The sequence below is a fragment of the Pedobacter vanadiisoli genome (genome assembly GCF_042684385.1).
GTDB classification, from domain to species: Bacteria; Bacteroidota; Bacteroidia; order Sphingobacteriales; family Sphingobacteriaceae; genus Pedobacter; species Pedobacter vanadiisoli.
On the sequence record NZ_JBHULL010000008.1, the window covers coordinates 529,860 to 553,232 of the forward strand.

Below are 23,373 nucleotides of genomic sequence, written 5' to 3' on the forward strand. Positions count from 1 at the left end.
CCCGATTAAAAATTTTATGTTCATTGCAACCGTGCTGGCATTTGCGAGCGCTTGCAAAGACAGCTCTAAAACTACTTACCGTAGCTTTCTTTCACCAATGACAGGTCTTAATGTACCGTCAGGAAAGGAGTTTGATGTTAAATTACAGTTTGGGACCGAGCAAAAAGTAGATTCTGTAGTTTACCTGATCGATACTGTTAAAATGATTTCAAAAGCCGATACTTCGGCTATTAAACTTAAAACCGAAGGTTTGAAATTGGGCAACCACCTGATAACAGCTAAAATATTTGGTGATGGAAAATCAGAAGATTTAACTTCAAATATTAATGTTTTAGCTGCACAGGCTCCGGTCGAGTACACCTATAAAGTGATTAAAACACTGCCTCACGATACCGCTTCCTATGTAGAAGGCTTAGAATATCATGATGGTTTCTTCTACGAAAGTGCCGGCGATTATGGGCACTCAAGCCTGCGTAAGGTCGATCCATCTACCGGGAAAGTTCTTCAGAAAACAGATCTAGACAAACAGTATTTTGGCGAAGGCATAACCGTAATAGGAAACAAGATTATTCAGTTAACTTATCGCGAAAAAGTGGGCTTTGTTTATGATAAGGCTACATTCAAGAAATTAGCTGAGTTTTCTTATACCACTGGAAGGGAAGGCTGGGGCTTGGCTTTCGATGGGCAAAAGGTATTTAATACCGATGGTTCAAATACCATTTTTTTCCTGAATAAAGATACCTATCAAAAAATTGGTTCGATTGATGTTTTTGATAATAAAGGAGCCATTCAAAACCTGAATGAACTTGAAATTATTGATGGTAAAATTTATGCAAACGTTTATACCACCAATGAAATCATGATTATTAACCCGGAAACGGGTGCCGTTGAAAGCAAGATCGATTTATCGGGACTGTTACCGGCAGATTATTTTAAAACCGAAGATGAAAAAGCCAATAATGTATTAAATGGAATTGCTTACGATAAGGCCGGTAAAAGGCTTTGGGTTACCGGCAAAAAATGGCCACACATTTTTCAGATCGAACTGGTGAAGAAATAATTTAGTTATTGACATGTCACATTGAGCTTAGCCTGTACTGAGCCTGACGAAGTATCGAAATGCCTTAATATGAATTTTAATAGGTCCTTCGACAGGCTCAAGATTACAAATTTTAATCTTTTTTCTTCGGTTCGTCTAAATAACCATTAAAAACAATGGGTTGTTTATTTACACTGCTAGCGGTTAGCGAAGCATAACCATTGGTAGAAATATTAATGGTAAACCGGTAATTTTCTCTTTTTACATCCTTGGTGTTAATCTGGATGGTGTACAAACCTTTTTTATTTTTCGATTCGGTATAGGTAAAATCTTTCGAAGTAAACCTAATGCCACCTTGCGTCGGATCCATCGGAGCAGAAAAAGATCGTCCAAAATAGGGCAGGTAAGCAACTATACTGTCTTTGGTAACCTTCACATCATATTGCGATCCGGTCAGGTTTATCGCAGAACCAGACTGACTGCCCGGCATCATGGCCAATACTCTACTAATATCATTGTTCGACATTGGCAGGGCAGTGTTGGCAACAAAAGTATAATTTTTATCCGCTACGATTTTTGCCGTAGTTTCTTTATCGGTTTGGGCAAATGATTGAATGCCTAGCACCAGAAAGCCAAGGCTCAATATTAAATTTAAACGTTTCATAATGTGTGTTTTAAATGTGTAACAACTTAAAGATGCACAGTTTTGAAAGATTCCATAACAGTGCCAAAAAATGAAACTTAGCGTAAATTTAACGAATTTATGATTGATATGATCAGTTTACTTTTTCCGAATAGACCGATTTAAGCAACGAGTTGTTTTTTTCATCTTCAGAAGCACCCAGTGCAGTAAATTTATATTTCCCCGCCGGAATATTTTGGAGCTCAATTTGTCCGTTTTCAGTAGTAATTAATGTAATTGAACTATCCTTTGGTTTTTTGCCTCCTTTAACTACTATACCGCCAATTGGCGAACCAGCTACCCTCGAATTCGGATTGGTTGAAGGCACAGAAACCACAAATTTGTAATTCCCGGTGGCGGTGTTATTAAATTCTATTTCGCCTTTTTCGTTGGTCGTTAGTGTAAGTAAGTCTCCGTTTTCTTTACTTCCCTTTACCACAATACCACTGATGGGTTGTCCGGCCGTAAAATTGATCTCGCCGGTTACTGCGTCAAGTTTCCCTTTAATTGATTTCATAATGCAGGGAAAATGCGATTCGGGATAGTTGAGTTTACAATACTCGCAATAATGCCCTTTTGGTAGCTTGGCTTTTGATACTGCAGCCCCTTGCTGTATTTCGGTTAATGTGGTAGTTTCTACCTGAGCCAGTACAATAAATGAAGTAAATAGCAGGAATGCTGCTATAACAGCCCTTTTTTTCATTGATATTCGATTAGACCAGTAAAAATAATGAAAAAATATGGTTCCTGCTAGTTTTAAGCTATTTAATGATTTATATGCTATTTCTTCTTTGAGGCTTTAGCAAAAGGATTAAAATCGAGGGCAAGTTTCACCCAAAAATCGAGCTCATCATTTCGGATCAATACATCCTCCGAAACGGAAATGTAACCTTTCATCGGGCGTCCGCCCATCACCATTTGTTCCCAGCCATCTTTATCAGACAAATTTTCAAGGGTATTCGGATCGAGCCGCACCATCATGCCATTTTTCGAAATGCCAATACACATTTTGCCGTTCACCATAAATATCAATCCGTTAAACATCAGTTTTTCTTCTACATCGGCAACGTGCAGTAAACGTTCGGCTACACGCAGGGCAAGGGTTTCGTTGTATTTCATGCTTTAAAATTCTTGTGTTAACATGAGTTAGATAATTAATATTTCCTTTGGACAGTTTGAACCGGCTTTTCTTTAAGGCGGTCGTCACCCTGAATTTATTTCAGGGTCTTTCATGTTAAAAAGATGCTGAAATAAATTCAGCATGACGGATCGATAGGGGCTAGGTGCTTTTAAAATATTATTCTCATTATAACTTCAAGCAAGTTATCCTAAAATTAAGATTTAAAAGATATTGAACAAAATAATTTCCTTAGTATCTCTATTTCAGTAAATTTGTAACATGTTGTTAAACTGCTATCAGGAAGAATTATTAGAGGCTGGATGTGATGAGGCTGGAAGAGGTTGCCTTGCCGGTCCTGTTTTTGCAGCTGCGGTAATCTTACCAAAAGGTTTTGTGCTGGAGGGTTTAAATGATTCGAAACAGTTATCGCATGATCAGCGGGCGCTATTAAGGCCAATTATTGAGCAGGAAGCATTAGCCTGGGCAGTGGCCTCTTGTGATCATGAAGAAATAGACCGCATTAATATTTTAAATGCTTCTTTTCTGGCCATGCACAGGGCAATTGAAAAATTGCATACCCAACCCCAATACCTGGTTATTGATGGCAACCGGTTTAAGGCTTATCCGCAGATTCCGCACAGTTGTATTATTAAGGGCGATGGTAAATACCTGAACATTGCAGCAGCTTCGATATTGGCCAAAACACACCGCGACGAATATATGACCAACCTGCATGCTGATTATCCACATTATAACTGGATGCAGAATAAAGGTTATCCAACAACGGCACACCGTAAAGCCGTGATCGAGATCGGGCTGTCGCCTTTTCACCGCAGAACCTTCAATGTGAGTGATCCACAGTTGGACCTGTTTTCAAAAAACGCCTAAAATTTCGTAATTTCACCACATTGTGAAAATTCTGTTGATTACCAAGCGGATTCCATTTCCGCCAAATAGTGGTTATCCCATTGTGGTTTACAACACCATAAAAGGCTTGCTACAACTTGGTGCAGATATTACTTTGTTTAGCCTTAACCCCACAAAGGGCCGCATCGATATCGAAGATATTTATGATCCCATTTTTGAGCAGATTAAATACCATACCTACGATTTGGATACGGATGTAAATATATGGTCGGCGTTTTTTAACATTTTTACCAACGAATCGTATAACGTTTCACGTTACTACAGTGAAGATGCCGCGAGGCAACTGGAAAACGTTCTACGCGAAAATGCTTTCGACATTATCCAGTTCGAAGGTCTTTTTGTGGTACCTTACCTGGATGTGGTGAAGGCTAACAGTAACGCCAAACTGATTTACAGGGCACACAATATCGAATTTACGCTTTGGGAACGCCTTTCGCATTCGGAAAAATTTCTTATCCGGCGTAAATATCTTGCATTTTTAGCTCAAAGACTTAAAGCTTACGAAACCGATCAGATTAACCGTTTCCACCAGATTTTTGCCATTAGCGAGCCTGACAGACAGAGCATACTCCGATTTGGCTGTGAGGTGCCGATGTCGGTTTTTCCGGTGGCCATCGATCTGGATAAATACAAAATAGATAAAACCAAAACCAGTTTCCCTACGCTTTTCCATTTAGGTGCAATGGACTGGCGGCCCAATCAAGAAGGTTTAGAATGGTTTCTGGATGATATATGGCCGGATATAGAAAAGCTGAACAAAGACCTCCGTTTTTACATCGCAGGGAAAAATATGCAAAAACATTTTTTCGAATACGATTCGGAAAACCTGATTGTAGAGGGTGAGGTTTTTGATGCCGTAGAGTTTATGAATTCGAAGGCAATTATGATTGTGCCATTAATTTCAGGTACCGGAATGCGGGTTAAGATTATTGAAGGCATGGCCATGAAAAAATGTATCATTGCTACAACTACTGCTGCCGAAGGGATTAATTGCAGGCACGGACATGATATTTTAATTGCTGATTCTGCAGATGAATTTTACCGTTCTATTCTGCAGTGTATTATTAATCCTAAACGTTGGGTAGAAATAGGAGAGAACGCCCGGAAAACTGTAGAAAATGATCATGGTGTTCATCTAATCTCGGGTAAAATGTTGAAGATTTACGAGGAGTTGGTACAGGCCTAGCTTGGGCAGGATAGATTTTAATGTTTTCAACTGGATCGTCATTACCATGGTCCGTGTCTTCATGTACTATAATTCTTTATTTTATCCTATCGGTTGGCATTTCAGAGAATGAAATATTAGGAAATGAGCATTCAGTAGCCCTTGGCGGCATGTAGTCCCGCTTTCGCTTATAGTCCTCGCTGCGTTCCGGGCTATTCCGCTCAATCGGGTTTAGGAACAAAGGTTTCTGCAAGTTACAACCCCAAAAATGAAATACTGCTTTGGCCACCTAGCCCCTGGCCGTTACAGGCTGGCGGCTGAAGCGTATCAGCAAAAACGCGATGGAACAAGGTGTTTTGTACAGGCAAGGCGCTCCACAATCAATCAGTATTTGCTTTATTGGCTTCGTTTTCGCACTGCCCGGAACCTCAATGAATAAGGATGGCCTATTGTCACTCTTATTGCATCTTGTGCGATAAAAAACTCCCTTTAAATTAACCGCAGAATTTTGTCTTTTTCTTAGTAGTTTTGCGCCCGGGAAGAATACGTGCGAAAACGTACGATTTGCAGCTTAATAAGCTGATCAACAAACTAAAACTGCTTCATTATCATAAAAAAATAAAGTTCACGGATGAAAAATACCGCATTAACAGAAAAACACATCGCTTTAGGCGCTAAAATGGTTCCATTTGCAGGATATAATATGCCTGTTACTTACGAAGGTATTAATGCCGAACATGCAACTGTTCGTAATGGTGTGGGTGTTTTTGATGTGAGCCACATGGGCGAATTTATCCTTAAAGGAGAAAAAGCATTGGATCTGATCCAGCGTGTAACCAGTAACGATGCCGCTAAATTATACGATGGAAAAGTTCAGTACTCTTGTCTGCCAAACCAGGATGGTGGTATTGTAGATGACCTTTTGGTTTATAGAATAGACGATAAAACCTACATGTTGGTGGTCAATGCATCCAACATCGAGAAAGATTGGAACTGGATTCAGCAGTTTAATACCGAAGGGGTTGAAATGCACAATATTTCTGATCAAACCTCTTTGCTGGCTATCCAAGGTCCAAAAGCAGCAGATGCTTTGCAAAGTTTAACCGATGTTGATCTGGCATCAATGGAATATTATACTTTTGTTAAAGGTACTTTTGCTGGCATTGATAACGTGGTAATTTCTGCAACAGGTTATACAGGTGCAGGTGGTTTTGAGATTTATTTCGAAAACCAGTACGCGAACCAGATCTGGGATGCCATTTTTGAAGCTGGAGCACCATATAATATTCAACCGATTGGTTTAGGTGCCCGCGATACTTTACGCTTAGAAATGGGATTCTGTCTGTACGGGAACGATATTGACGATACTACTTCGCCAATTGAAGCAGGGCTGGGCTGGATTACCAAGTTTTCTAAATCTTTTACCAACTCCGGGGCGTTATTGGCGCAAAAAGAAGCTGGAATCCAAAAGAAACTTGTTGGTTTCGAAATGATTGATCGTGGTATTCCGCGCCATGATTACCAGATTGCTGATGCTGAAGGAAATATCATCGGTAAAGTAACCTCTGGCACGCAGGCACCATCATTGCAAAAAGCAATCGGTATGGGTTACGTCGCAAAAGATTTCGCAAAAGAAGGTACAGAAGTTTTTGTCCTCATCCGTAATACGCCAATTAAAGCAAAAGTAGTTAAGTTCCCTTTTTATAAATAAGATTTGAGACAATAGATATGAGATTTGAGACGGTTTCGACTTTCAAATCTCATATCTCATATCTCAATACTCAAATCTCTTCAAATGTCAAAAAAAATAGAAGTTTGTTTAACGCCAGCACTAATCGGTTTATACGATATAGAAGAAAGCATTGTGGTGGTGATTGATATTTTAAGGGCTACATCGTCCATTACTTATGGGATCGATAATGGTGCCAAAGCGATTATCCCGGTTGCTCAAGTAGAGGATTGTTTAAATTATCGCGACAGTGGATTTTTATTGGCAGCAGAAAGAAACGGAGAAGTGGTAACGGGCTATGATTTTGGTAATTCACCTTTCTCCTATACAAAAGAAAAAGTTGGAGGAAAAACGGTTGTCCTTACCACAACCAATGGAACCAAAGCGTTGCATTTGGCACAAAAGAATGCTTATCAGGTGGTAATCGGATCGTTTCTTAATTTGGATGCACTTTGTACTTATCTGCAAAACCAGGATAAAAACGTACTTTTATTATGTGCCGGCTGGAAAGATCAGTTTAACCTGGAAGATACCTTATTTGCAGGTGCGGTTGTGAACAAACTCCGTCAAAATTTTGAACATTTTGATGATTCGAGTGTAGCCGCAGAAGATTTATACCTTTTAGCTAAAGATGACCTGCGGAAATACCTGCGCAAATCTTCTCATAGTCACCGCCTTGCACAATTAAATATTGAGGAAGATGTTGTTTTTTGTTTACAATTGAATGTTTGCAAAGCAATTCCGGTATTGGAGGGTGAGCGCCTTGTAGCCTTAAAAAATTAAAGTTTCTATCGTACAGTTCTCGTTTACAAGCTAGGGAAATGAACTGTGGAAAGTCAATCTAAAAACTAAATTTTAAGCCGAGCAATATTGCATTTTTTCTGAAATTTGCACCATTAAATTGAGTTTCCTCTGTTGGCCGGCTATTAAAAAAAGCTTTATCTACACCAGAGTAGGTGTTGATGTTATTGATCATATAGTCAGCCTCTATCTGCAAGCATTTGTTTAATGGCACCACCAGATTGATATCGCCATTTAATGAAAAAGAGTTGGCTTTATGTGTAAAACTTACAGGTTTTGCAAAGTCAGGAATTAAATTCCAGTTGGCTTTTGCCGAATAAGTATAAAAACCTCCCAAAACAGTGGCTCCAATGCTAAATTTCTGCATTTTAAGAACAAATTCTGCACCAAAATCGAAGCCTTTATATTTTGCTTCATAGGTAGAGTTTAAGCCCTTGCTGTCGGGGTTACTTGCACTTTCTAACAGAAAAAACTTCTGCTGATGGTATGAAGCTCCTATAATTGGATGAATATTAAACTGCCCAAACTTTAATAGCTGGTAGCTGAGCTGTAGCCCTCCATGGTACAAATAACCTTTATTTGCATTAAGCAGATCGAAATAAAAAGCATTTTGACGGTTATCATCTGCGTAGTCGGTATCCTCTACTTCACCTTTGGTTATGGTACTATATTGGTTGGCGATTTTAACACTGAGCTTATCAGTAATATGGTATTTGAGATCTAAACCGAAATTAACCCCTTTAAGGTCTTTCCAGATCAGTTCTGATAATATATTCGGATTGGTACCATCTGCATTGCCTGCAATGGACCAGTTAAACTTAGATTGCTGAATGCCGACATAAGGCTTTAACTCCCATTTTTGGCGCTTATCTTGTGCAGATGCGTTTTGGTATAATAAAATGAGCATTAAGCAGGCCAGAAATTGTTTGATAAGAGAAATACGCAAAGCGATCAGCATACCTGTATTTAAGTTTATAACAGCAAAATACACATAGTGGTCGTTTAAACCACTATGTGTCGAATAATTTATTTACTAAAATGGATATACCGTAGCGATAAATGATTTATCAGTAGGTGATAAAACGGTATTCCATCCCACTTCGAAATCGCCTATGGTTAATTCGTTTGGAACTGCATAATGCATGATCGAATTTTTATCATAGGCGCTATAGTTGGTTTGGGTAGTGCTGTATTTTGCAAACAGGTTATTATCTACATCTGCCTGGCTCCAATAATTTGGTGCTGCGGCATAATAAGCGTAAACAGCAGGTTTATCCCAGGGAATAGCTACTAATGGATGCTGGTGTTCGTGGATCAAGCCTAAGGCATGACCGAATTCGTGGATGACCACACGGCTATATTCAGAATCTGCTGTACTTGCAGTTAACCAGCCAAAGTTCATGGTCGCTCCGGTGCTTGGTGTTGATTTTCCTATGTACGACCAAGATCCATCTCCGCTTACAAAACTTACCCTTATTTTAGCAGTATTGTCATTAGTTACGAAATTGAATTTAATGTTGGCGTAATTTTCCCATTCTTTGGCGTACTGGATCACTTTTGCTCTGATAGCGGCTGTGCTTCCATTTAAACTCACTTTTATAGTGGTTCCGGGAGTCCATTTTGTCGATTTTAAAACTGCACCTCTTGGAGTGGTACCATCTAAAGATCTTTCTGTACAGATACGGATATCGCCAAGTGGATTAACAGCTAAAGTTTCAGGTTTTTGCAGTTCTGCTGTTTCTGTTGGTTTTTCCTTCTTACAGGCAAATAATACTGTTGTTAATGCAAGTGCGGTAAATAGGGATTTATTTAATTTTAAGAATTTCATGTTTTAGGTTTTTTAGGTAAAAATTTAATGATCTGTGTTTGACAAAAAATCAAGTTAGAAGATCGTAAAAACAGGAATTCTTCTCTGTTGAAAAAGAATAATCAGACTAAAAAACATAAATAGACGTTTAGGTTAATATACTTTGCCGGAGCAAGCATAATCCTAAAGTAAAATAATATTACATAATCACCAAAAGAAATGTAATATTTTTATTTCACTAGCGTATCTTTAACACTAATTAAATATTTAATTTTGAATACAATATAAGTAGTATTAATACTACTTATATTTAAGTATATCCATTTTAATTTTTTTATGGTTTGGTGATCAGATCAGAAATTGTAGGGCTATTCTTAATGGTAATCAGGGCTTCTTCATGCGCCAGCCAATAAATATCTTCAGCCCGTTTCATATCAAAGGTGCTAATGGCGCCCAATCCTTTTGGTTCGATCAGTACATTGCAAAATTTTGCCTTTCTTTCCATGTCATGGTTGATTGACATAATACCTGCACGCCCCATTAAATTGGTAATACCCGTAATTTTATCGACAGGCTTAAGGTGGTTACAAGATGAGCCGATAATGAAATCGCAATCTTCCATTAAAGGTTCAACAGGGAAATTATTTAAAATTCCACCATCTACATACATCTGGCCATCAATCATAATGGGTTTAAAAATGCCTGGTATACAGCTGGAGGCATGAATGGCCCTGATGAGTGGTCCTTTGGTGAAATAAACAAGGCGGCCTTCGCTAAAATTTACAGCAGCGATAGTTAACGGAATTTTTAATTTCTCAATGGTGTCGTCAGGGAAATATTCTTTTAAAATTAAGGCTGTATTCTCGATATTAATCAGTCCAAGAGAGCCAACCGCCGGCCGAACGAAGCGCCAGAGTTTGGTTTTTAGGAAAATATTCAAGCCTTCTTCCGGATCGATGCCAGCAGCAAAAAAAGCACCTGCTATTGCACCTGCACTGGTTCCGCTGATGTGACTAAAAGTAATGCCCAAATTACTAAAGGCCTTTAAAACACCTAAATGTGCTATTCCCCTGATGCCTCCGCCTGATAATACAATGCCAACTCTCATTTTTTCTGGGTTAATTGTTTTGAACTGGTTAACTGCCTACTGCTAGCTACTTCCGTTGTTTTGGTTTATACTTCGATTGATTTAAAATTTTCTGTGTATCGTTATCGGCCATCAATTGCTGCAGGGTAACATCGGGATGTTCTTTCATGTATTTCCGTACAATCTGCCAACCCACCCATACACCCAATTTTGGGGCCGAATCTCTGTTTTCTCCTAAACCCGGTGTAAAAGGTCCTTCAGATAAAAATACCTGGATCTTTTGGTAATCGGTTTCATACAGAAAGCTGTTCTCCAAAAAATATGCCCAAATATCGCCTTCAAAATTTTGCACCCAATCCAATTGTTGCTGCGTATAGCCGATTTTGGTCGAATCGCCTATATTTTCAGGTAAAACCTGGTCAAGAAAGTACAATATTTTTCCTTGAAAAATCATTTTAGATAAAAGTGTCCTGTTTTCATCAGGTTCGCTAAAAAGCTCTTCGTGTGAATAAGTTTCGGCAACACGGGGTACAATGTATTCAGGGCTAAATCTTCGCGAAAGGTATAAGGGTACACTTTGCACAATGGCTTTATAAAACTTACTGTCTTTGCCCAAAAACATATCCAGGCCAATGCCAAGATAATTGTCGCCTACTGGCATTTGGTAAGCAAAACCAGAAGCAAAAGCAATAAATCTCGGGATTTTAGCCTTCGGGTAGTAGTATTTTATATATTTGAACGTTTCATTTAAGCCCTCTTCCTGTGGTTTTAGGTTGGGGAAAACGCTATCCACTTCTTTGGTTAAATCGGTATAGGCCTGGTCGCGGTATAAATTGGCCAGCGACTCGGTACTGGAGTACCTGCTATCGAGTATCCGGTGGATAAAATCATCGTAAAATACGCCATATTTAGAACGAAGCTGTTGGTCGACTCCGGTAATATTTTTGTTTTTACCTGAAAACAGCTCATTATCAAATCTTTCGATCTTGATATCAACCTGTATTTTACTTACATCAGGCCGGTTACCTTGCCTGCAGGAAATAAATGCCATGGCAAAAAGAAAAATTAGATAAATTTGCCACTGTTTTACGTTATACATCATGTAGAACAAATATATATAAACAGCATAGCATGAAAAAAATATCGACGATTTTAATTTTGTCCCTGTTAAGTTTTGGCGTAAGGGCACAAAATTATTCTTTAACCAATTACGGCTTTAGGTTAGGTTTAACCGCTACACCAACTTTCGGCTGGATTAAACCCGAACAGGGAAAAACCAATGGTGTGGCTTTAGGCTTTTCTTATGGATTGATAGGCGATTTCAATTTTGCCCCTAATTATAGTTTTGCTACTGCGCTAACCATTACATCGATAAACGGTAAAAGTACTGAGGCCAATGTATTGCCTTATTATGCAAACAGCGGCAGTACCGCACCAAAAGCTTACGATTTAAAATATAAATTGCAATATATAGATTTACCATTAACAGTGAAGTTAAAAACCATAAAAGCAGATGGTAAACGTTGGTATGGACAGTTTGGTTTATCTAATTCGTTCAATATCAGCGCTAAACAGGATGCCGTAACAGGTGGAATGGTTGTTGGCGATAATTCAAATGTATCAGACTATATTAAACTTTACCGTGCCGGCTTAATCATTGGTGGCGGTGGTGAGTTCGATGTTTCAGGAAATACCAGCATTGTAGCCGGTTTAACTTTTAATAACGGTTTTACTAATATTGTAACAGATAAAGCCAGAGATGTTAGAAATCATTATCTCGCGCTTAATTTTGGGGTATTCTTTTAACCGGGGGTATATTTCCTGATAATCGTTTTCACTACTTGATACTTTAGCCATGAAAATAGCACTAGCACAACTTAATTACCATATCGGAAACTTCGAGGCCAATACCCAAAAAATAACCGAAAATATTAAACTGGCCAAAGATAAAGGAGCTGATCTGGTTGTTTTTGCCGAACTGGCTATCTGTGGTTATCCGCCAAGAGATTTTTTAGAGTTTGATGAGTTTATTGTATTGTGCGAAACTGCTGCCCAGGAAATAGCCAAACATTGCTTAGGCATTGCCTGCATTGTTGGTCTGCCAATTAAAAACGACGTGTTACAGGGAAAAGACCTGTTTAATGCAGCCTATTTTATAGAAGAAGGAAAAATTAAGGCTGTTGTTAAAAAAGCATTGCTGCCAACTTACGATGTGTTTGATGAATACCGCTATTTCGAACCTGCCACACAATTTAACTGTATCGATTTTAAGGGTAAAAGAATTGCCTTAACCATTTGCGAAGATTTGTGGAATATCAACGACAATCCGTTGTATGTATCAAATCCAATGGATGAGCTGATTAAAGAACAGCCTGATGTAATGATCAATATTGCGGCTTCTCCGTTTTCTTATACCCATGACGATGAGCGCATACAGGTATTGGCAGATAATGCTAAAAAATATCATTTACCTGTATTTTATGTAAACCAGGTGGGGGCGCAAACCGAAATTATTTTCGATGGTGGTTCATTGGTTTTTGATGCCGATGGCGAAATGAAGGCAGAAATGAAGTACTTTAAAGAAGATCTCCAGGTTTTTGATTTAGATGAGATTGAAAGTGTTCATAATAAATATCCAAAAGCTGAAAGATTAACAGATATTGAGCAGATTCATGATGCGTTGATATTGGGTATTAAAGATTATTTCAGAAAATCAGGTTTCAGTAAAGCGGTTTTAGGTTTGTCTGGTGGAATTGATTCGGCTGTAGTTTGTGCACTGGCCTGTCGCGCTTTAGGACCAGAAAATGTAATGGCAGTTTTAATGCCTTCCAAATTTTCTTCAGACCATTCCGTTCAGGATGCTTTAGACCTGGTGAATAATATTGGCTGTATGCACGAAATTGTGCCGATTAAAGAAGTTGCCGATGCTTTTGACCATATTCTGGCGCCAGCTTTTAAAGGTTTACCATTTAATCTTGCAGAAGAAAACATTCAGGCCCGGATCAGGGGGATTATTAACATGGCCATGAGCAATAAATTTGGTTATATTTTACTTAATACCTCAAACAAAAGTGAATGTGCGGTAGGTTATGGCACTTTGTATGGCGATATGTGCGGTGCTATCGGGGTAATTGGAGATGTGTATAAAATGCAGGTTTTTGAATTGGCCAGATACATCAATAAGGAAAGGGAAATTATTCCGCTTAATACCATTGTTAAACCACCTTCGGCAGAATTGAGGCCTGATCAGAAAGATTCTGATTCCCTGCCTGAGTACGAAATCCTCGATAAAATATTGTACCAGCATATTGAAAAGAAACAAGGATCCAAAGCAATTATTGCACAGGGTTTCGACGAAGCTTTGGTGCAGCGCATATTAAAGATGGTCAATATTGCTGAATTTAAGCGTTACCAAACACCCCCAATTTTAAGGGTATCGCCTAAAGCATTTGGTATGGGAAGAAGAATGCCAATTGTTGGAAAGTATATGGCTTAGAAGGTTGAAAGGTTTTAAAGTTTAAATTGTTCAATTGTCGGGATTGTTCAATGGCTTACCGAAGAACAGTTTAATTCTGCTGAAGCTGATTTTGTGCCAACTTCCTGATTTCACCGTCTTGTTCATTTGCAATAATGTGGTTAAGGTGCAGCGCATTATTTATTTTGCTTACGGCAAGCTTTCTGGTGGCGGCATCTTTATCAAACACAGCAATATGGAAAAGGTTGGATTCATCTTTTAGTTTATCAACAGCAATTTTCCTTATAGTTACTTCAGTGTTAAAGCAGGCAACATGAAATAGGTTTTCCTGATTGGTTAATTTTGCTACAGCGGCCTTTACAAGAGCAGTATCATTATTAAAACAGGCTATGTGAAAAAGTTCTTCCTCCGAAACAGAAGTAAGGTTTAAATGAGAGGAGCTGGCAGCAGGAACAGAGCTGATTACCAATTCTTTTTTGCTGCTAATGCGGATGCAGCTGCTTAAGCATAATATAGTGCCGAGAAATAAGAATGATCCCTTCATTGAGTTGCGTTTTTACTAAGTTATATATTTTTAACAAAGTGTTGAGGTTTAATGCAAAAAAAAACGTCATCTGGGGTTTGCAAATGCTCCCAAATGACGCTTATTGGTTAAAGATATTCTTATGCTAAAGTAGCGTCAACCGTAATGGTTGTATTCAATAATTTAGAGATCGGGCAGTTTTTCTCTGCATCTGCTACCAGTTCATCAAATTTTTCCTGTGTTAAACCAGGTACAGAAGCTGTTAAAGTTAAATGCGATTCTACGATTTCACCTTTTGATGGATCCAGGTTAATTTCACATTTGGTTTCCAGTTTATCGGCTGTAAATCCTGCTTCAGTTAAATTAGCAGATAATTTCATAGTAAAACAGCCTGCGTGTGCAGCAGCAATTAATTCTTCCGGGTTTGTTCCAACACCTTCTGCAAAGCGCGAATTAAAAGAATATTGAGTATTATTTAAAGTAGTGCTTTGTGTAGTGATTTTACCATTACCTTCTTTGATAGAACCTTGCCATACGGCTGTTGCATTTCTTTTCATGATCAGATTTTGTTTTTAAATTGTTAACAGCTAAAGATAAAGATATGTTTGGTTAAAGATGATAATTCTTTATTAAGAAATTCTCGTATTAAATATTTCAAAAATCCTATCTAAAGCGGTTTAAAAAAAAGAAGCTGCTTCGAAAAACAGCTTCTTTTTTATTACGACCTTTTCGGTTGTTTTATCTGATTTTTAATTATTATAAAGGGTACAATACTGCGGTAGCTTGTTTATCTTTTGCTGATAAAACAGTGGCTCCACTTCCACATTGACCACCATTCATGAGTGATAGTGCATCTGTTCCGCCAACACCGGGAACATTGGTTGTTGTAGATTGGTTGGTGTGCTTAAATGAAATGGTATGGCCAAATTCGTGTGTAATGGTTCTTGTGCGCTGTGCAAGAGAATTGTTTTGGATAAGGGCCTGATTGATCCAGATGGTATTTCCGGCTTTACCATTTGATGTTGATAAATAGGCTTGTCCGCAAGTAGAACTTCCAATGGTATTATCCACTTTAATCAGGATGTCGTATACCGTACCTGTGGTAATCACAAATTTCAGTTTTGAATTTGGCACTGTATTCCATTGATTGATTGCTGAATTAATTTCGCTGGTCATACTGGTTATCGAAGGATCGATTTTAACGCGGATATTGGTGCTGTTGGTCACAATATAACCATTGTAATATTGTTCGGTTATTGCTTTTCCATAATCTGCCGGAACTTCCATTTTCTTGCTGAATACAATATCTCCGTCAACTACATAATTATCTCCACTTTCTACAATCTGCGCATCAGTAAATCCAAGATTTTTGATGTAAGCAAGAACTTTTTGATTTTGGGTAGTTTGGGTTTCGGGCTCGGCCGGGATTTCATTTTTTTTCTTACAGGAGATGATGACTGCTGATAGCAATGCGATCAAAGCCGCTTTTTTTAATAAGGTTTTCATAGTTTAGGTTTTTAGTTTAGATCGTAATAGGTATTATATAGCTAAATATAATACAAAAAATACAAATATGTATTTTTAATAAATAAGTTTGTATTTTTAATTAGTCTATTGCGATACTGACACTCCTAATCTATTTCTTGCTGAACTGCTTTATTTTTAATGGACTGGATAAGCAAAATTCCGATGCCAATCATAATCGAGATATCAGCAAAATTAAAAACCCCTGTTTGGAAGAGGTAAAAATCCATATGCATAAAATCAGTGACCGATCCATGTACAATCCGATCGTACAGGTTGCCTATACCGCCACCTATCAGAAAGCACAGCGCAATTTGCATCGTTATAGTTAAATTACGTTTGGCAAAGAGAAAATACAAGCCATAGCCCAAAAATAACAGCGGCAACCCTGTTAAAATGACTAATCTGAAAATGTAAGGCATTTCATCCCCTAAGCTTAAAAATGCACCTGTATTTTCTACTTTAGTTAAGGTAAAGTGGCCTTTAATAATGCTGATGTGTTCGTAATCGCTGATGTTGGCGCGGACAATTTTTTTGGATATCTGGTCGCAGCCAAAATTTAAGGCTAATAATAAGAGCAATACTGACCAGCGCAAGGTTTTTATTTTTTGCATATTTTTTATCTGATAATATCGGCATCAACCGGAGTGTAGCCTAAATGCCTGCTTAACGACATGATTTGTCCTTTGTGATGAAATTCATGCGTAATCACATGGGTAAACAACTTTAATGGATTTACAACTAAAGATTCCCCATTTCTTTGCAGTTCAATTTGCAGCAGTTCATTTCCTTTAAATTTTTCGGTAAATAAACCAATATATTCATCTACCAGGGCAAAATAGCTTAGGCAATCGCTTAAGGTTCGGTAATTTTCGAAAGGTAAAAAATCCTGTTTAATGCCTAATGCCCTTTCGCCTATCCAGGCACAATAAGTTTGGCAGATGTGCACCAGTAAATTTCTGATAGATCCCCGGCCAAATGAACTGTTATCGGTTAAAAAATCCTGTTCGGAAATGGTACTGATATAAGTTAAAAGGCTATTTCTGGAAGATAAAACATATTCGTATTGTTGTTTAAGCATGGCCTGGTTTTCTGATCCATTTTTTATATGGAATAATTAAAGCTAAAAGAAGCGCTAAAAGGCTCAGGAATTTTGCAATAATATCACCGCTTTTGGTATAAAAGGTTATTTCGTCATTCAGGTTAATGTTGGCCTTTATGGCGGTTCTTGTCCACCATTTGGTGCTTTGGGTAATATCGCCACGCTGGTTAATGAAGCACGAAATGCCGGTATTGGCCGAGCGCGCCACATCGCGGTGCGTTTCTATCGCCCTGAGTTTGGCATACATTTCATGCTGGTCTTTACCTGAAGTATTTCCCCACCAGCCATCATTGGTAATTACAGCGATAAACTGTGCGCCATCTTTTACCTGTTCGCCAATCCAATCGCCCCACAGGCTTTCGTAGCAAACAACAGGTGCGGCACCTATGCCGCTTTGTGCATATAAAACACTGGGTTTCTCCTGCCAGCCCCAGCCGCCAACTGTTCCGCCCAATTGTGCAAAAACACCATCTAAAAATGAAAACACCTTTGGAAAGGGCATTTTTTCTACACCCGGCACCAATTTAGATTTATGATAAAACTGTACGTTTGCCGAATTTTCTACTTGCATGGCAGTGTTAAAATTATCAAAGTAAACGCCCTGCCGATTATCAAACTTTGAGGTTATTGTTTTTTTATCCTGATAAATTTTAATGCTTTCTATACCTGTAATTAATGTGCCATTTTTATATTTTGATAAAAAGCTTTGCAGGTTAATGAAATCATTATTGCTTCTGATCCTATCTTCATCCGCATAATTAGGAATGGCTGTTTCTGGCCAGATAAAATACTCGGTATTAGGTTGTGCGATTGAATCGGAAAGACGGGTTAAAATTTTTATTTGATCAGCGGCGGGAATGATTTCCAGTTTTTGATAGGGATCAATATTCGGCTGAACGACTACTACATTGCTGGGTGTTCCTTTCTGTTCGGCTGTAAAGTATTTGGTTAACGATATGGCCACCGGAATGATAACCACTAATGCCCAGATACCCAAAGGTCTGTACTTTAAATAGCCGGTTTGTGTTTTTAGTTTTTTGTAAGCTTCAAAAGCCAGGATATTGCTGGTTAAAATCCAGAGTGATCCGCCGTAAACCCCGGTATAATCATACCACTGTGCCAGCTGGTGCATGCCTGCTAATCCGTTACCTAAAGTCATCCAGGGGAACGCCAGGTCCCAGGTTTGCTGCAAATATTCGAGCGCAATGTAAAAGGAAATCAGACCAATATAAGCCACCGTTTTATTCACATACCTGCTCAAACGGTAATACAGCCAAACCGAAAAAGTCATTAAAAGCGCACCTAAACCATAGGGGATTAATGAAACCGGAATAGCCACAATGGGGTTATTATATGCGCTTATGGCGTTGTAAACCCAATAAATAGCTGCTGTATTCCAGGTTAAGAAAGTTAAACCCGCAGTAAGGAAAATCCTTTTGCCTGCTTTTTTGATATTACTGCCAGCAATATGATCAATTGCGATGAGCAAAGGTACCAACCCGATTAATAGTAATGGCGTGGTAAATGGCATAGGTGGCCAGGCCAGCCACAATAAAAATGCACTTAAAAGGGCGAGGAAGTAGGTTTGTTTAGATTTCATATAAGAATACTTGTCATTCTGACGCAGGAAGAATCTCTATGCGACAGAAAACTGACCTTGTTTTTGTTAAACGTAAGTGCAGTACGGTTATGTTAAAGATGCTTCGTGCCTCAGCATGACAGGGGTTGACTTATAAACTATCTAAAATATTTGCTTTTTTGGCTTCGTATTCTTCCTGCGTAATCAGGTGTTTATCGTACAAAGTTTTAAGCTTGCGTAGTTTCAAAGTTGTTTCGTCTTCGGCTTCTTCTACTACTTCGGCAATCTGGATAACCGGTTGTTCTGGTTCCGGTACGGGAATTTCGGCAACAGGTTGTGCATTAAAACTGATCGGAGAAGCAGTTGCTCTGTTTTCTTCGAGCTTTTGCTGACGCAACATTTCTTTATATTCTTCCAACTGCTGGTTTGCGGCCTGGTGCAATTTGCGCGCCTGTACCTTTGGAATAAATTCGGTTACTATATTTTCGCCATGCTGTGGTACACAGATAAATTTAGAACCAAAAAACTCTTCTTTAAACGAAACTTCTTTAATGCTTTTCCAAGAAATATCTTTAAAGTTCATGGTTAAGCCCAGGTTGCCCGGCTCGCAGTAAAAAATCCTTTTGTTCGAAATCGCGATACTATCTGGTAGTAAGTTTACTGCAGGTTTTTTCTGTACGGCCAGATATAAAATCTCTTCTCCATTGGTTAAAAGATCGTTTAATTTTCCAATCACCTTTTCAACCGCTTTAGGGTCTTGCTCGTCGCTCAGAAATCTATCTATACTAATCATAATATTTTTTAAAATTGATGTGTGGTTTATGTTCAGATGCTAATCTTCGGCATCATCATATTTGTTTTTGTTCTTTGTAGCCGGTTTACCCGCTATGCAAATTACAAATTCTCCTTTTAAAGTATTGTTTTCAAAATGTGATTTTATTTCAGCTAAAGTACCCCTTACGGTTTCCTCAAACATTTTGGTCAGCTCCCTGCTTACCGATGCCTGCCGCTCAGCACCTAAATATTGGGCAAACTCTTCTAAAGTTTTTAATAAACGGTGCGGACTTTCATAAAGTATAATGGTACGTTCTTCTTCAGTCAGTTTTTTGAATTTGGTTTGCCGGCCTTTTTTAACGGGTAAAAAACCTTCGAAACAAAATGAATCGGCAGGTAGGCCCGAGTTTACCAAAGCCGGTACAAAAGCAGTTGCACCTGGCAAACATTCTACGGCAATGTTGTTTTTAATGGCTTCGCGTACAAGAAAGAAACCCGGATCGGAAATGGCTGGCGTACCCGCATCCGAAATCAGGGCAATTTGCTGTCCTTCGTTTAAAAATCTGATAATTTCTGAAGTGGCTTTATGTTCATTATGCTGGTGATGGGCAAAAACTCTTTTATCAATCCCGAAATGCTTGAGCATGGGGGCGCTTGTACGGGTATCTTCAGCCAAAATCAAATCGCACTCTTTTAATATCCGGATTGCCCTGAAGGTCATATCCTCCAGGTTGCCTATTGGCGTAGGTACAAGAAATAGTTTGCCATCCATAATCCAGTCTGCAGTTTGCAGTTAACGGTTTGCAGTTTTTTCCAAACTCCTTACCCCAAACTCCAAACTCTTGCTATCTTTGCTTAAAAAATTAAATAATGCTGCAAGTTAACTATATCCGCGAAAATAGAGAGAAAGTTTTAGAACGTTTAAGTGTACGTAATTTTAAACAACCAGAGTTGGTAGACGAAATCATTAAAATTGATGAAGAACGCCGCTCCACTCAAACTTCGCTGGATAGTATCTCTGCAGAAGCAAATGCAGCTGCCAAACAAATTGGCGATTTAATGCGTGCAGGTAAAAAAGAAGAAGCAGAAACCATTAAGGCGCAAACGGCTTCTCATAAAGAAAATATCAAAAACCTGAGCGATAAATTAAATGAACTGGAAACTGCCCAGCACAACTTAATTGTTCAGCTGCCAAACCTGCCTTACCATCTGGTAAAACAGGGCTCAACTGCTGAGGATAACGAAATTGTACTTACGCATGGCGAACCAGCAAAGTTACCCAATAAGGCTTTGCCACATTGGGAGCTGGCAGCTAAGTATGATATTATTGATTTTGAACTGGGCGTTAAAATAACCGGTGCTGGTTTCCCTGTTTATAAGGGAAAAGGTGCCAGGTTACAACGTGCCCTGATTAATTTCTTTTTAGACCACGCTACTGCTGCCGGTTATAAAGAAATGCAGGTACCACACCTGGTAAATGCTGCTTCGGGTTTTGGAACCGGACAGTTGCCGGATAAAGAAGGACAGATGTACCACTCAGCCATTGATGATTTATATTTAATCCCGACGGCCGAAGTACCGGTAACCAATTTGTACCGCGATGTAATTATCAAGGAAGAAGATTTACCCATTAAAAATACAGCCTATACACCATGTTTCCGCAGAGAAGCAGGTTCTTACGGCGCACATGTACGTGGTTTAAACCGTCTACACCAGTTTGATAAGGTAGAGGTGGTACAAATAACGCATCCTGATCAATCTTACGAAACGTTAGAAGATATGAGCCAGTATGTACAGTCGCTTCTGCAAGAACTTGGCTTGCATTACCGCGTATTGCGTTTATGTGGTGGCGATATGGGCTTTACCTCAGCCATGACTTACGATATGGAAGTTTGGAGCGCAGCGCAAGAGCGCTGGTTAGAGGTTTCTTCTGTTTCTAATTTCGAAACTTACCAGACTAACCGTTTAAAACTGCGTTTTAAAGGAAAAGAGGGAAAAGCACAGCTGGCGCACTCGTTAAACGGAAGTGCATTGGCTTTGCCTCGTATTGTTGCGTCGATTTTAGAGAATTACCAGACCGAGAACGGTATTAAAATTCCGGAAGCTTTAGTGAAGTATACCGGCTTTGATATGATTGATTAAGGTGGGGTTTGGCTTTTAATTTCGTCATTTTGAAAAGAAGAAGGCTTTGCGCAGGAGTGAAGCAACCTTTTTGATAATAAATTATTATAGAATAGATTGCTTAGGCTCGCTCATATCCCGCCTCGAAATGACGAAATGTATTTTTAATTATCCGATAATCAGTTGTAAAGCCCAAGACTTGCGTGGTTGATTAAGTTAGGTAACTAACGAAGTTTTGGATGCAAAGGAGCATTAGAAACTTCAATAGCTAAGCAAGGGCTAAGACTTACGAAGTTTTCACCGTATAAACCCTTAGCTAACTTCGTAAGAAAGGCATAAAAAAAGCTTTGCAATACTGCAAAGCTTTTTGTTTTTATATAGATAGATGTGATTTTCGTAATGATTATAAAATCAAGATCAACAATAAGATAATGATGATAATTGCACCTACTGAAAGGTAAACACCTCCTGAAATTGCACGTGCCTGACCTTTTAACTCTCTTAATTCGTTGCGTAATGCCTTGCGCTCTGCTCTGGTCAGGTTTGATTTGTCCATGTCTCTGATTTCTTCAACACGGCTTTTAATTTTTTCCAGTTTTACCGCTTGTTCTGCAGTTAATTCTGTAGGGTTTTTCGCAGGCTTATCAGCAGCCTGAGCTGAATTAAAACTAATTCCTAAAGCGAAAACCAAGGCTAACGTGTAAATGAATTTTTTCATAATATCTAATTTTTTAGTGTTTCGATTTCTACTTAACAAAAAACCTACCAAAATGTTCTGGTAGGTTTTAAAAAGCGTTAATTATCGGTTAAAATTTTTATTTGATCTCAAAAATGGCATTTACTGTAAAACTCAACTTAATCTTTTTGAAATCAATTTCCGGGGCGCCGGCGGCATCAGCCATTTCAGCTTTCATTGCAAAACTTCTGTAAACAGGCTGTACAATATTATCGCCACCATCCTGTATTTCAATAACGCTGCCTAATTTGTCGCCCAAAGCTTCTACCATATAAGCAGCCTTTTCTTTGGCAGCCATCAGGGCTTTAATTTTCAGCTCTTTTTTCAGGCTTTCAATTTTACTGTAATCATAGCTTTCGATGTTGGTGTTGGCAATCCCTTTCGCATCAATTGCTTCAATAATTGCGTTGAACTTGTTTAAATCGCTCACTTTTAAGCGGTATTGTTTGCTTGCTAAAAAATCAGGATTTTTCTTTTTCTCAGTAGCATAGTTCCAGCTGCTTAAATTGCTGATGGTTAAATTTTCTTTGGCAATACCAGCTTTTTGAACTGCCGCATAGAGTTGTTTCTCCAGTTCAGTAATCTCTACTTTTTTCTTGCCGTTTAAATACTCTTTAAGTGAAATACCAATGTAAATAATATCTGGTGTAACTTCAGTTTCAGAGGTACCGCTAACATTAATCTTTCTGCGTAAATCTACTTGTTGAGCCATCGCTGTTGATAATCCTAAAAATGCAACTAATGCAAGTGCTATTAACTTTTTCATAATTCAAATTTTTTCTTTGTGTGTACTGTAAAGATGTAAATGCCATACAAATTCCACACCGAGATTAAAATATTTTTTCTTTTCACTGATAACGGTTGCGGCCGGCAAATAGCTACAGCGAGGTTATTATTTATTGATATTTAGGCTTATTTGGTTTGTATCTGCTTTATTTTCAGTTGAATGTGTTTTATTGAAAAAAGCTTATAAAACATTTTTTTAAGCCATAAATGCTAAAATTTAATCATAAAATATTTTTAATAATTGGAACATTAATCAAGAGTATTGTATTAATGTTGCAGCCGAAGCATGGCTTATTCCTGTACCAGAAAAGGCTAACAGGTAACGAAAAATATAAAACTTACTGGTGTGTTTTCCGATTCAGGAAAAATTGTGCGCAAGGTTTTATGCTTAAATAG

The 23,373-nt window shown here is 38.4% G+C and carries 25 protein-coding genes; 8 read left to right on the forward strand and 17 right to left on the reverse strand.

Annotated elements, in window-relative coordinates; genetic code table 11:
* The first annotated feature begins 16 nt into the window (after window positions 1-16).
* Complete coding sequence (locus ACFSR6_RS10975) at window positions 17-1,060, forward strand: glutaminyl-peptide cyclotransferase (protein ID WP_379078609.1); 1,044 nt, start codon at window positions 17-19, stop codon at window positions 1,058-1,060.
* A gap of 112 nt (window positions 1,061-1,172) precedes the next feature.
* Here ACFSR6_RS10975 and ACFSR6_RS10980 read toward each other — a convergent pair whose 3' ends face one another.
* From ACFSR6_RS10980 to ACFSR6_RS10990, 3 genes are all read right to left on the reverse strand, one after another.
* Window positions 1,173-1,703, reverse strand: coding sequence for a DUF4251 domain-containing protein (locus tag ACFSR6_RS10980; protein ID WP_379078611.1), 531 nt, complete (start codon window positions 1,701-1,703; stop codon window positions 1,173-1,175).
* Between the two features lie 112 nt (window positions 1,704-1,815).
* Window positions 1,816-2,424, reverse strand: coding sequence for a hypothetical protein (locus tag ACFSR6_RS10985; RefSeq protein ID WP_379078613.1), 609 nt, complete (start codon window positions 2,422-2,424; stop codon window positions 1,816-1,818).
* Between the two features lie 77 nt (window positions 2,425-2,501).
* Window positions 2,502-2,840, reverse strand: coding sequence for a TfoX/Sxy family protein (locus ACFSR6_RS10990; RefSeq protein WP_379078615.1), 339 nt, complete (start codon window positions 2,838-2,840; stop codon window positions 2,502-2,504).
* A gap of 280 nt (window positions 2,841-3,120) precedes the next feature.
* Here ACFSR6_RS10990 and ACFSR6_RS10995 point away from each other — a divergent pair, with 280 nt between their 5' ends.
* From ACFSR6_RS10995 to ACFSR6_RS11010, 4 genes are all read left to right on the forward strand, one after another.
* The gene (locus tag ACFSR6_RS10995) at window positions 3,121-3,729 is read left to right on the forward strand and encodes a ribonuclease HII (protein ID WP_379078617.1); all 609 of its coding nucleotides are present in this window, start codon (window positions 3,121-3,123) and stop codon (window positions 3,727-3,729) included.
* A gap of 22 nt (window positions 3,730-3,751) precedes the next feature.
* On the forward strand, window positions 3,752-4,954 hold the full coding sequence (locus ACFSR6_RS11000) for a glycosyltransferase family 4 protein (protein ID WP_379078619.1): 1,203 nt from the start codon (window positions 3,752-3,754) through the stop codon (window positions 4,952-4,954).
* A gap of 610 nt (window positions 4,955-5,564) precedes the next feature.
* Complete coding sequence (gcvT, locus tag ACFSR6_RS11005; RefSeq protein ID WP_379078621.1) at window positions 5,565-6,644, forward strand: glycine cleavage system aminomethyltransferase GcvT; 1,080 nt, start codon at window positions 5,565-5,567, stop codon at window positions 6,642-6,644.
* Window positions 6,645-6,728: 84 nt separating this feature from the next.
* On the forward strand, window positions 6,729-7,445 hold the full coding sequence (locus tag ACFSR6_RS11010) for a 2-phosphosulfolactate phosphatase (RefSeq protein ID WP_379078623.1): 717 nt from the start codon (window positions 6,729-6,731) through the stop codon (window positions 7,443-7,445).
* Between the two features lie 58 nt (window positions 7,446-7,503).
* Here the strand turns inward: ACFSR6_RS11010 and ACFSR6_RS11015 are convergent, their stop codons facing one another.
* The 4 genes from ACFSR6_RS11015 to gldB all read right to left on the reverse strand — a co-directional run bounded on the left by ACFSR6_RS11015 (window position 7,504) and on the right by gldB (window position 11,459).
* Complete coding sequence (locus ACFSR6_RS11015) at window positions 7,504-8,454, reverse strand: hypothetical protein (RefSeq protein WP_379078625.1); 951 nt, start codon at window positions 8,452-8,454, stop codon at window positions 7,504-7,506.
* Between the two features lie 42 nt (window positions 8,455-8,496).
* Window positions 8,497-9,291, reverse strand: coding sequence for a M12 family metallopeptidase (locus ACFSR6_RS11020; protein WP_379078627.1), 795 nt, complete (start codon window positions 9,289-9,291; stop codon window positions 8,497-8,499).
* A gap of 313 nt (window positions 9,292-9,604) precedes the next feature.
* Window positions 9,605-10,378 carry a patatin-like phospholipase family protein gene (locus ACFSR6_RS11025; protein WP_183765539.1) on the reverse strand — a complete coding sequence of 258 codons (774 nt, stop codon included), beginning with the start codon at window positions 10,376-10,378 and terminating at the stop codon, window positions 9,605-9,607.
* A 46-nt stretch (window positions 10,379-10,424) separates the two neighbouring features.
* Complete coding sequence (gene gldB, locus ACFSR6_RS11030) at window positions 10,425-11,459, reverse strand: gliding motility lipoprotein GldB (protein ID WP_456238599.1); 1,035 nt, start codon at window positions 11,457-11,459, stop codon at window positions 10,425-10,427.
* Between the two features lie 29 nt (window positions 11,460-11,488).
* Between gldB and ACFSR6_RS11035 the strand changes: the two genes are divergently transcribed.
* Both ACFSR6_RS11035 and ACFSR6_RS11040 read left to right on the forward strand, forming a co-directional pair.
* Entirely contained in the window at window positions 11,489-12,163 is a 675-nt protein-coding gene (locus tag ACFSR6_RS11035; RefSeq protein ID WP_379078631.1) for a porin family protein, read from the forward strand.
* Window positions 12,164-12,212: 49 nt separating this feature from the next.
* Complete coding sequence (locus ACFSR6_RS11040) at window positions 12,213-13,853, forward strand: NAD+ synthase (RefSeq protein WP_379078633.1); 1,641 nt, start codon at window positions 12,213-12,215, stop codon at window positions 13,851-13,853.
* 70 nt (window positions 13,854-13,923) lie between these two features.
* On the opposite strand, the gene ACFSR6_RS11045 is transcribed toward ACFSR6_RS11040, so the two are convergent.
* The 8 genes from ACFSR6_RS11045 to rsmI all read right to left on the reverse strand — a co-directional run bounded on the left by ACFSR6_RS11045 (window position 13,924) and on the right by rsmI (window position 20,106).
* On the reverse strand, window positions 13,924-14,376 hold the full coding sequence (locus tag ACFSR6_RS11045) for a hypothetical protein (protein WP_379078635.1): 453 nt from the start codon (window positions 14,374-14,376) through the stop codon (window positions 13,924-13,926).
* 119 nt (window positions 14,377-14,495) lie between these two features.
* On the reverse strand, window positions 14,496-14,912 hold the full coding sequence (locus ACFSR6_RS11050) for an OsmC family protein (RefSeq protein WP_379078637.1): 417 nt from the start codon (window positions 14,910-14,912) through the stop codon (window positions 14,496-14,498).
* A 199-nt stretch (window positions 14,913-15,111) separates the two neighbouring features.
* Window positions 15,112-15,861: a M57 family metalloprotease gene (locus ACFSR6_RS11055; RefSeq protein ID WP_379078639.1), complete on the reverse strand. Its 750-nt coding sequence runs from the start codon at window positions 15,859-15,861 to the stop codon at window positions 15,112-15,114.
* Between the two features lie 125 nt (window positions 15,862-15,986).
* Complete coding sequence (lspA, locus tag ACFSR6_RS11060; RefSeq protein WP_379078641.1) at window positions 15,987-16,493, reverse strand: signal peptidase II; 507 nt, start codon at window positions 16,491-16,493, stop codon at window positions 15,987-15,989.
* Window positions 16,494-16,498: 5 nt separating this feature from the next.
* Window positions 16,499-16,960, reverse strand: coding sequence for a DinB family protein (locus ACFSR6_RS11065; protein WP_379078643.1), 462 nt, complete (start codon window positions 16,958-16,960; stop codon window positions 16,499-16,501).
* Window positions 16,953-18,581 carry an apolipoprotein N-acyltransferase gene (gene lnt, locus ACFSR6_RS11070; RefSeq protein ID WP_379078645.1) on the reverse strand — a complete coding sequence of 543 codons (1,629 nt, stop codon included), beginning with the start codon at window positions 18,579-18,581 and terminating at the stop codon, window positions 16,953-16,955. The genes ACFSR6_RS11065 and lnt overlap by 8 nt, the downstream gene beginning before the upstream one ends.
* A gap of 130 nt (window positions 18,582-18,711) precedes the next feature.
* Complete coding sequence (locus tag ACFSR6_RS11075) at window positions 18,712-19,353, reverse strand: PH domain-containing protein (RefSeq protein WP_379078647.1); 642 nt, start codon at window positions 19,351-19,353, stop codon at window positions 18,712-18,714.
* A gap of 39 nt (window positions 19,354-19,392) precedes the next feature.
* Window positions 19,393-20,106 carry a 16S rRNA (cytidine(1402)-2'-O)-methyltransferase gene (gene rsmI / locus ACFSR6_RS11080; RefSeq protein WP_379078649.1) on the reverse strand — a complete coding sequence of 238 codons (714 nt, stop codon included), beginning with the start codon at window positions 20,104-20,106 and terminating at the stop codon, window positions 19,393-19,395.
* A gap of 98 nt (window positions 20,107-20,204) precedes the next feature.
* Between rsmI and serS the strand changes: the two genes are divergently transcribed.
* Entirely contained in the window at window positions 20,205-21,476 is a 1,272-nt protein-coding gene (gene serS / locus ACFSR6_RS11085) for a serine--tRNA ligase (protein WP_379078651.1), read from the forward strand.
* Window positions 21,477-21,858: 382 nt separating this feature from the next.
* Here serS and ACFSR6_RS11090 read toward each other — a convergent pair whose 3' ends face one another.
* Both ACFSR6_RS11090 and ACFSR6_RS11095 read right to left on the reverse strand, forming a co-directional pair.
* On the reverse strand, window positions 21,859-22,173 hold the full coding sequence (locus ACFSR6_RS11090) for a hypothetical protein (protein ID WP_379078652.1): 315 nt from the start codon (window positions 22,171-22,173) through the stop codon (window positions 21,859-21,861).
* A 97-nt stretch (window positions 22,174-22,270) separates the two neighbouring features.
* Complete coding sequence (locus ACFSR6_RS11095) at window positions 22,271-22,957, reverse strand: SIMPL domain-containing protein (protein WP_379078653.1); 687 nt, start codon at window positions 22,955-22,957, stop codon at window positions 22,271-22,273.
* Window positions 22,958-23,373 lie beyond the last annotated feature (416 nt).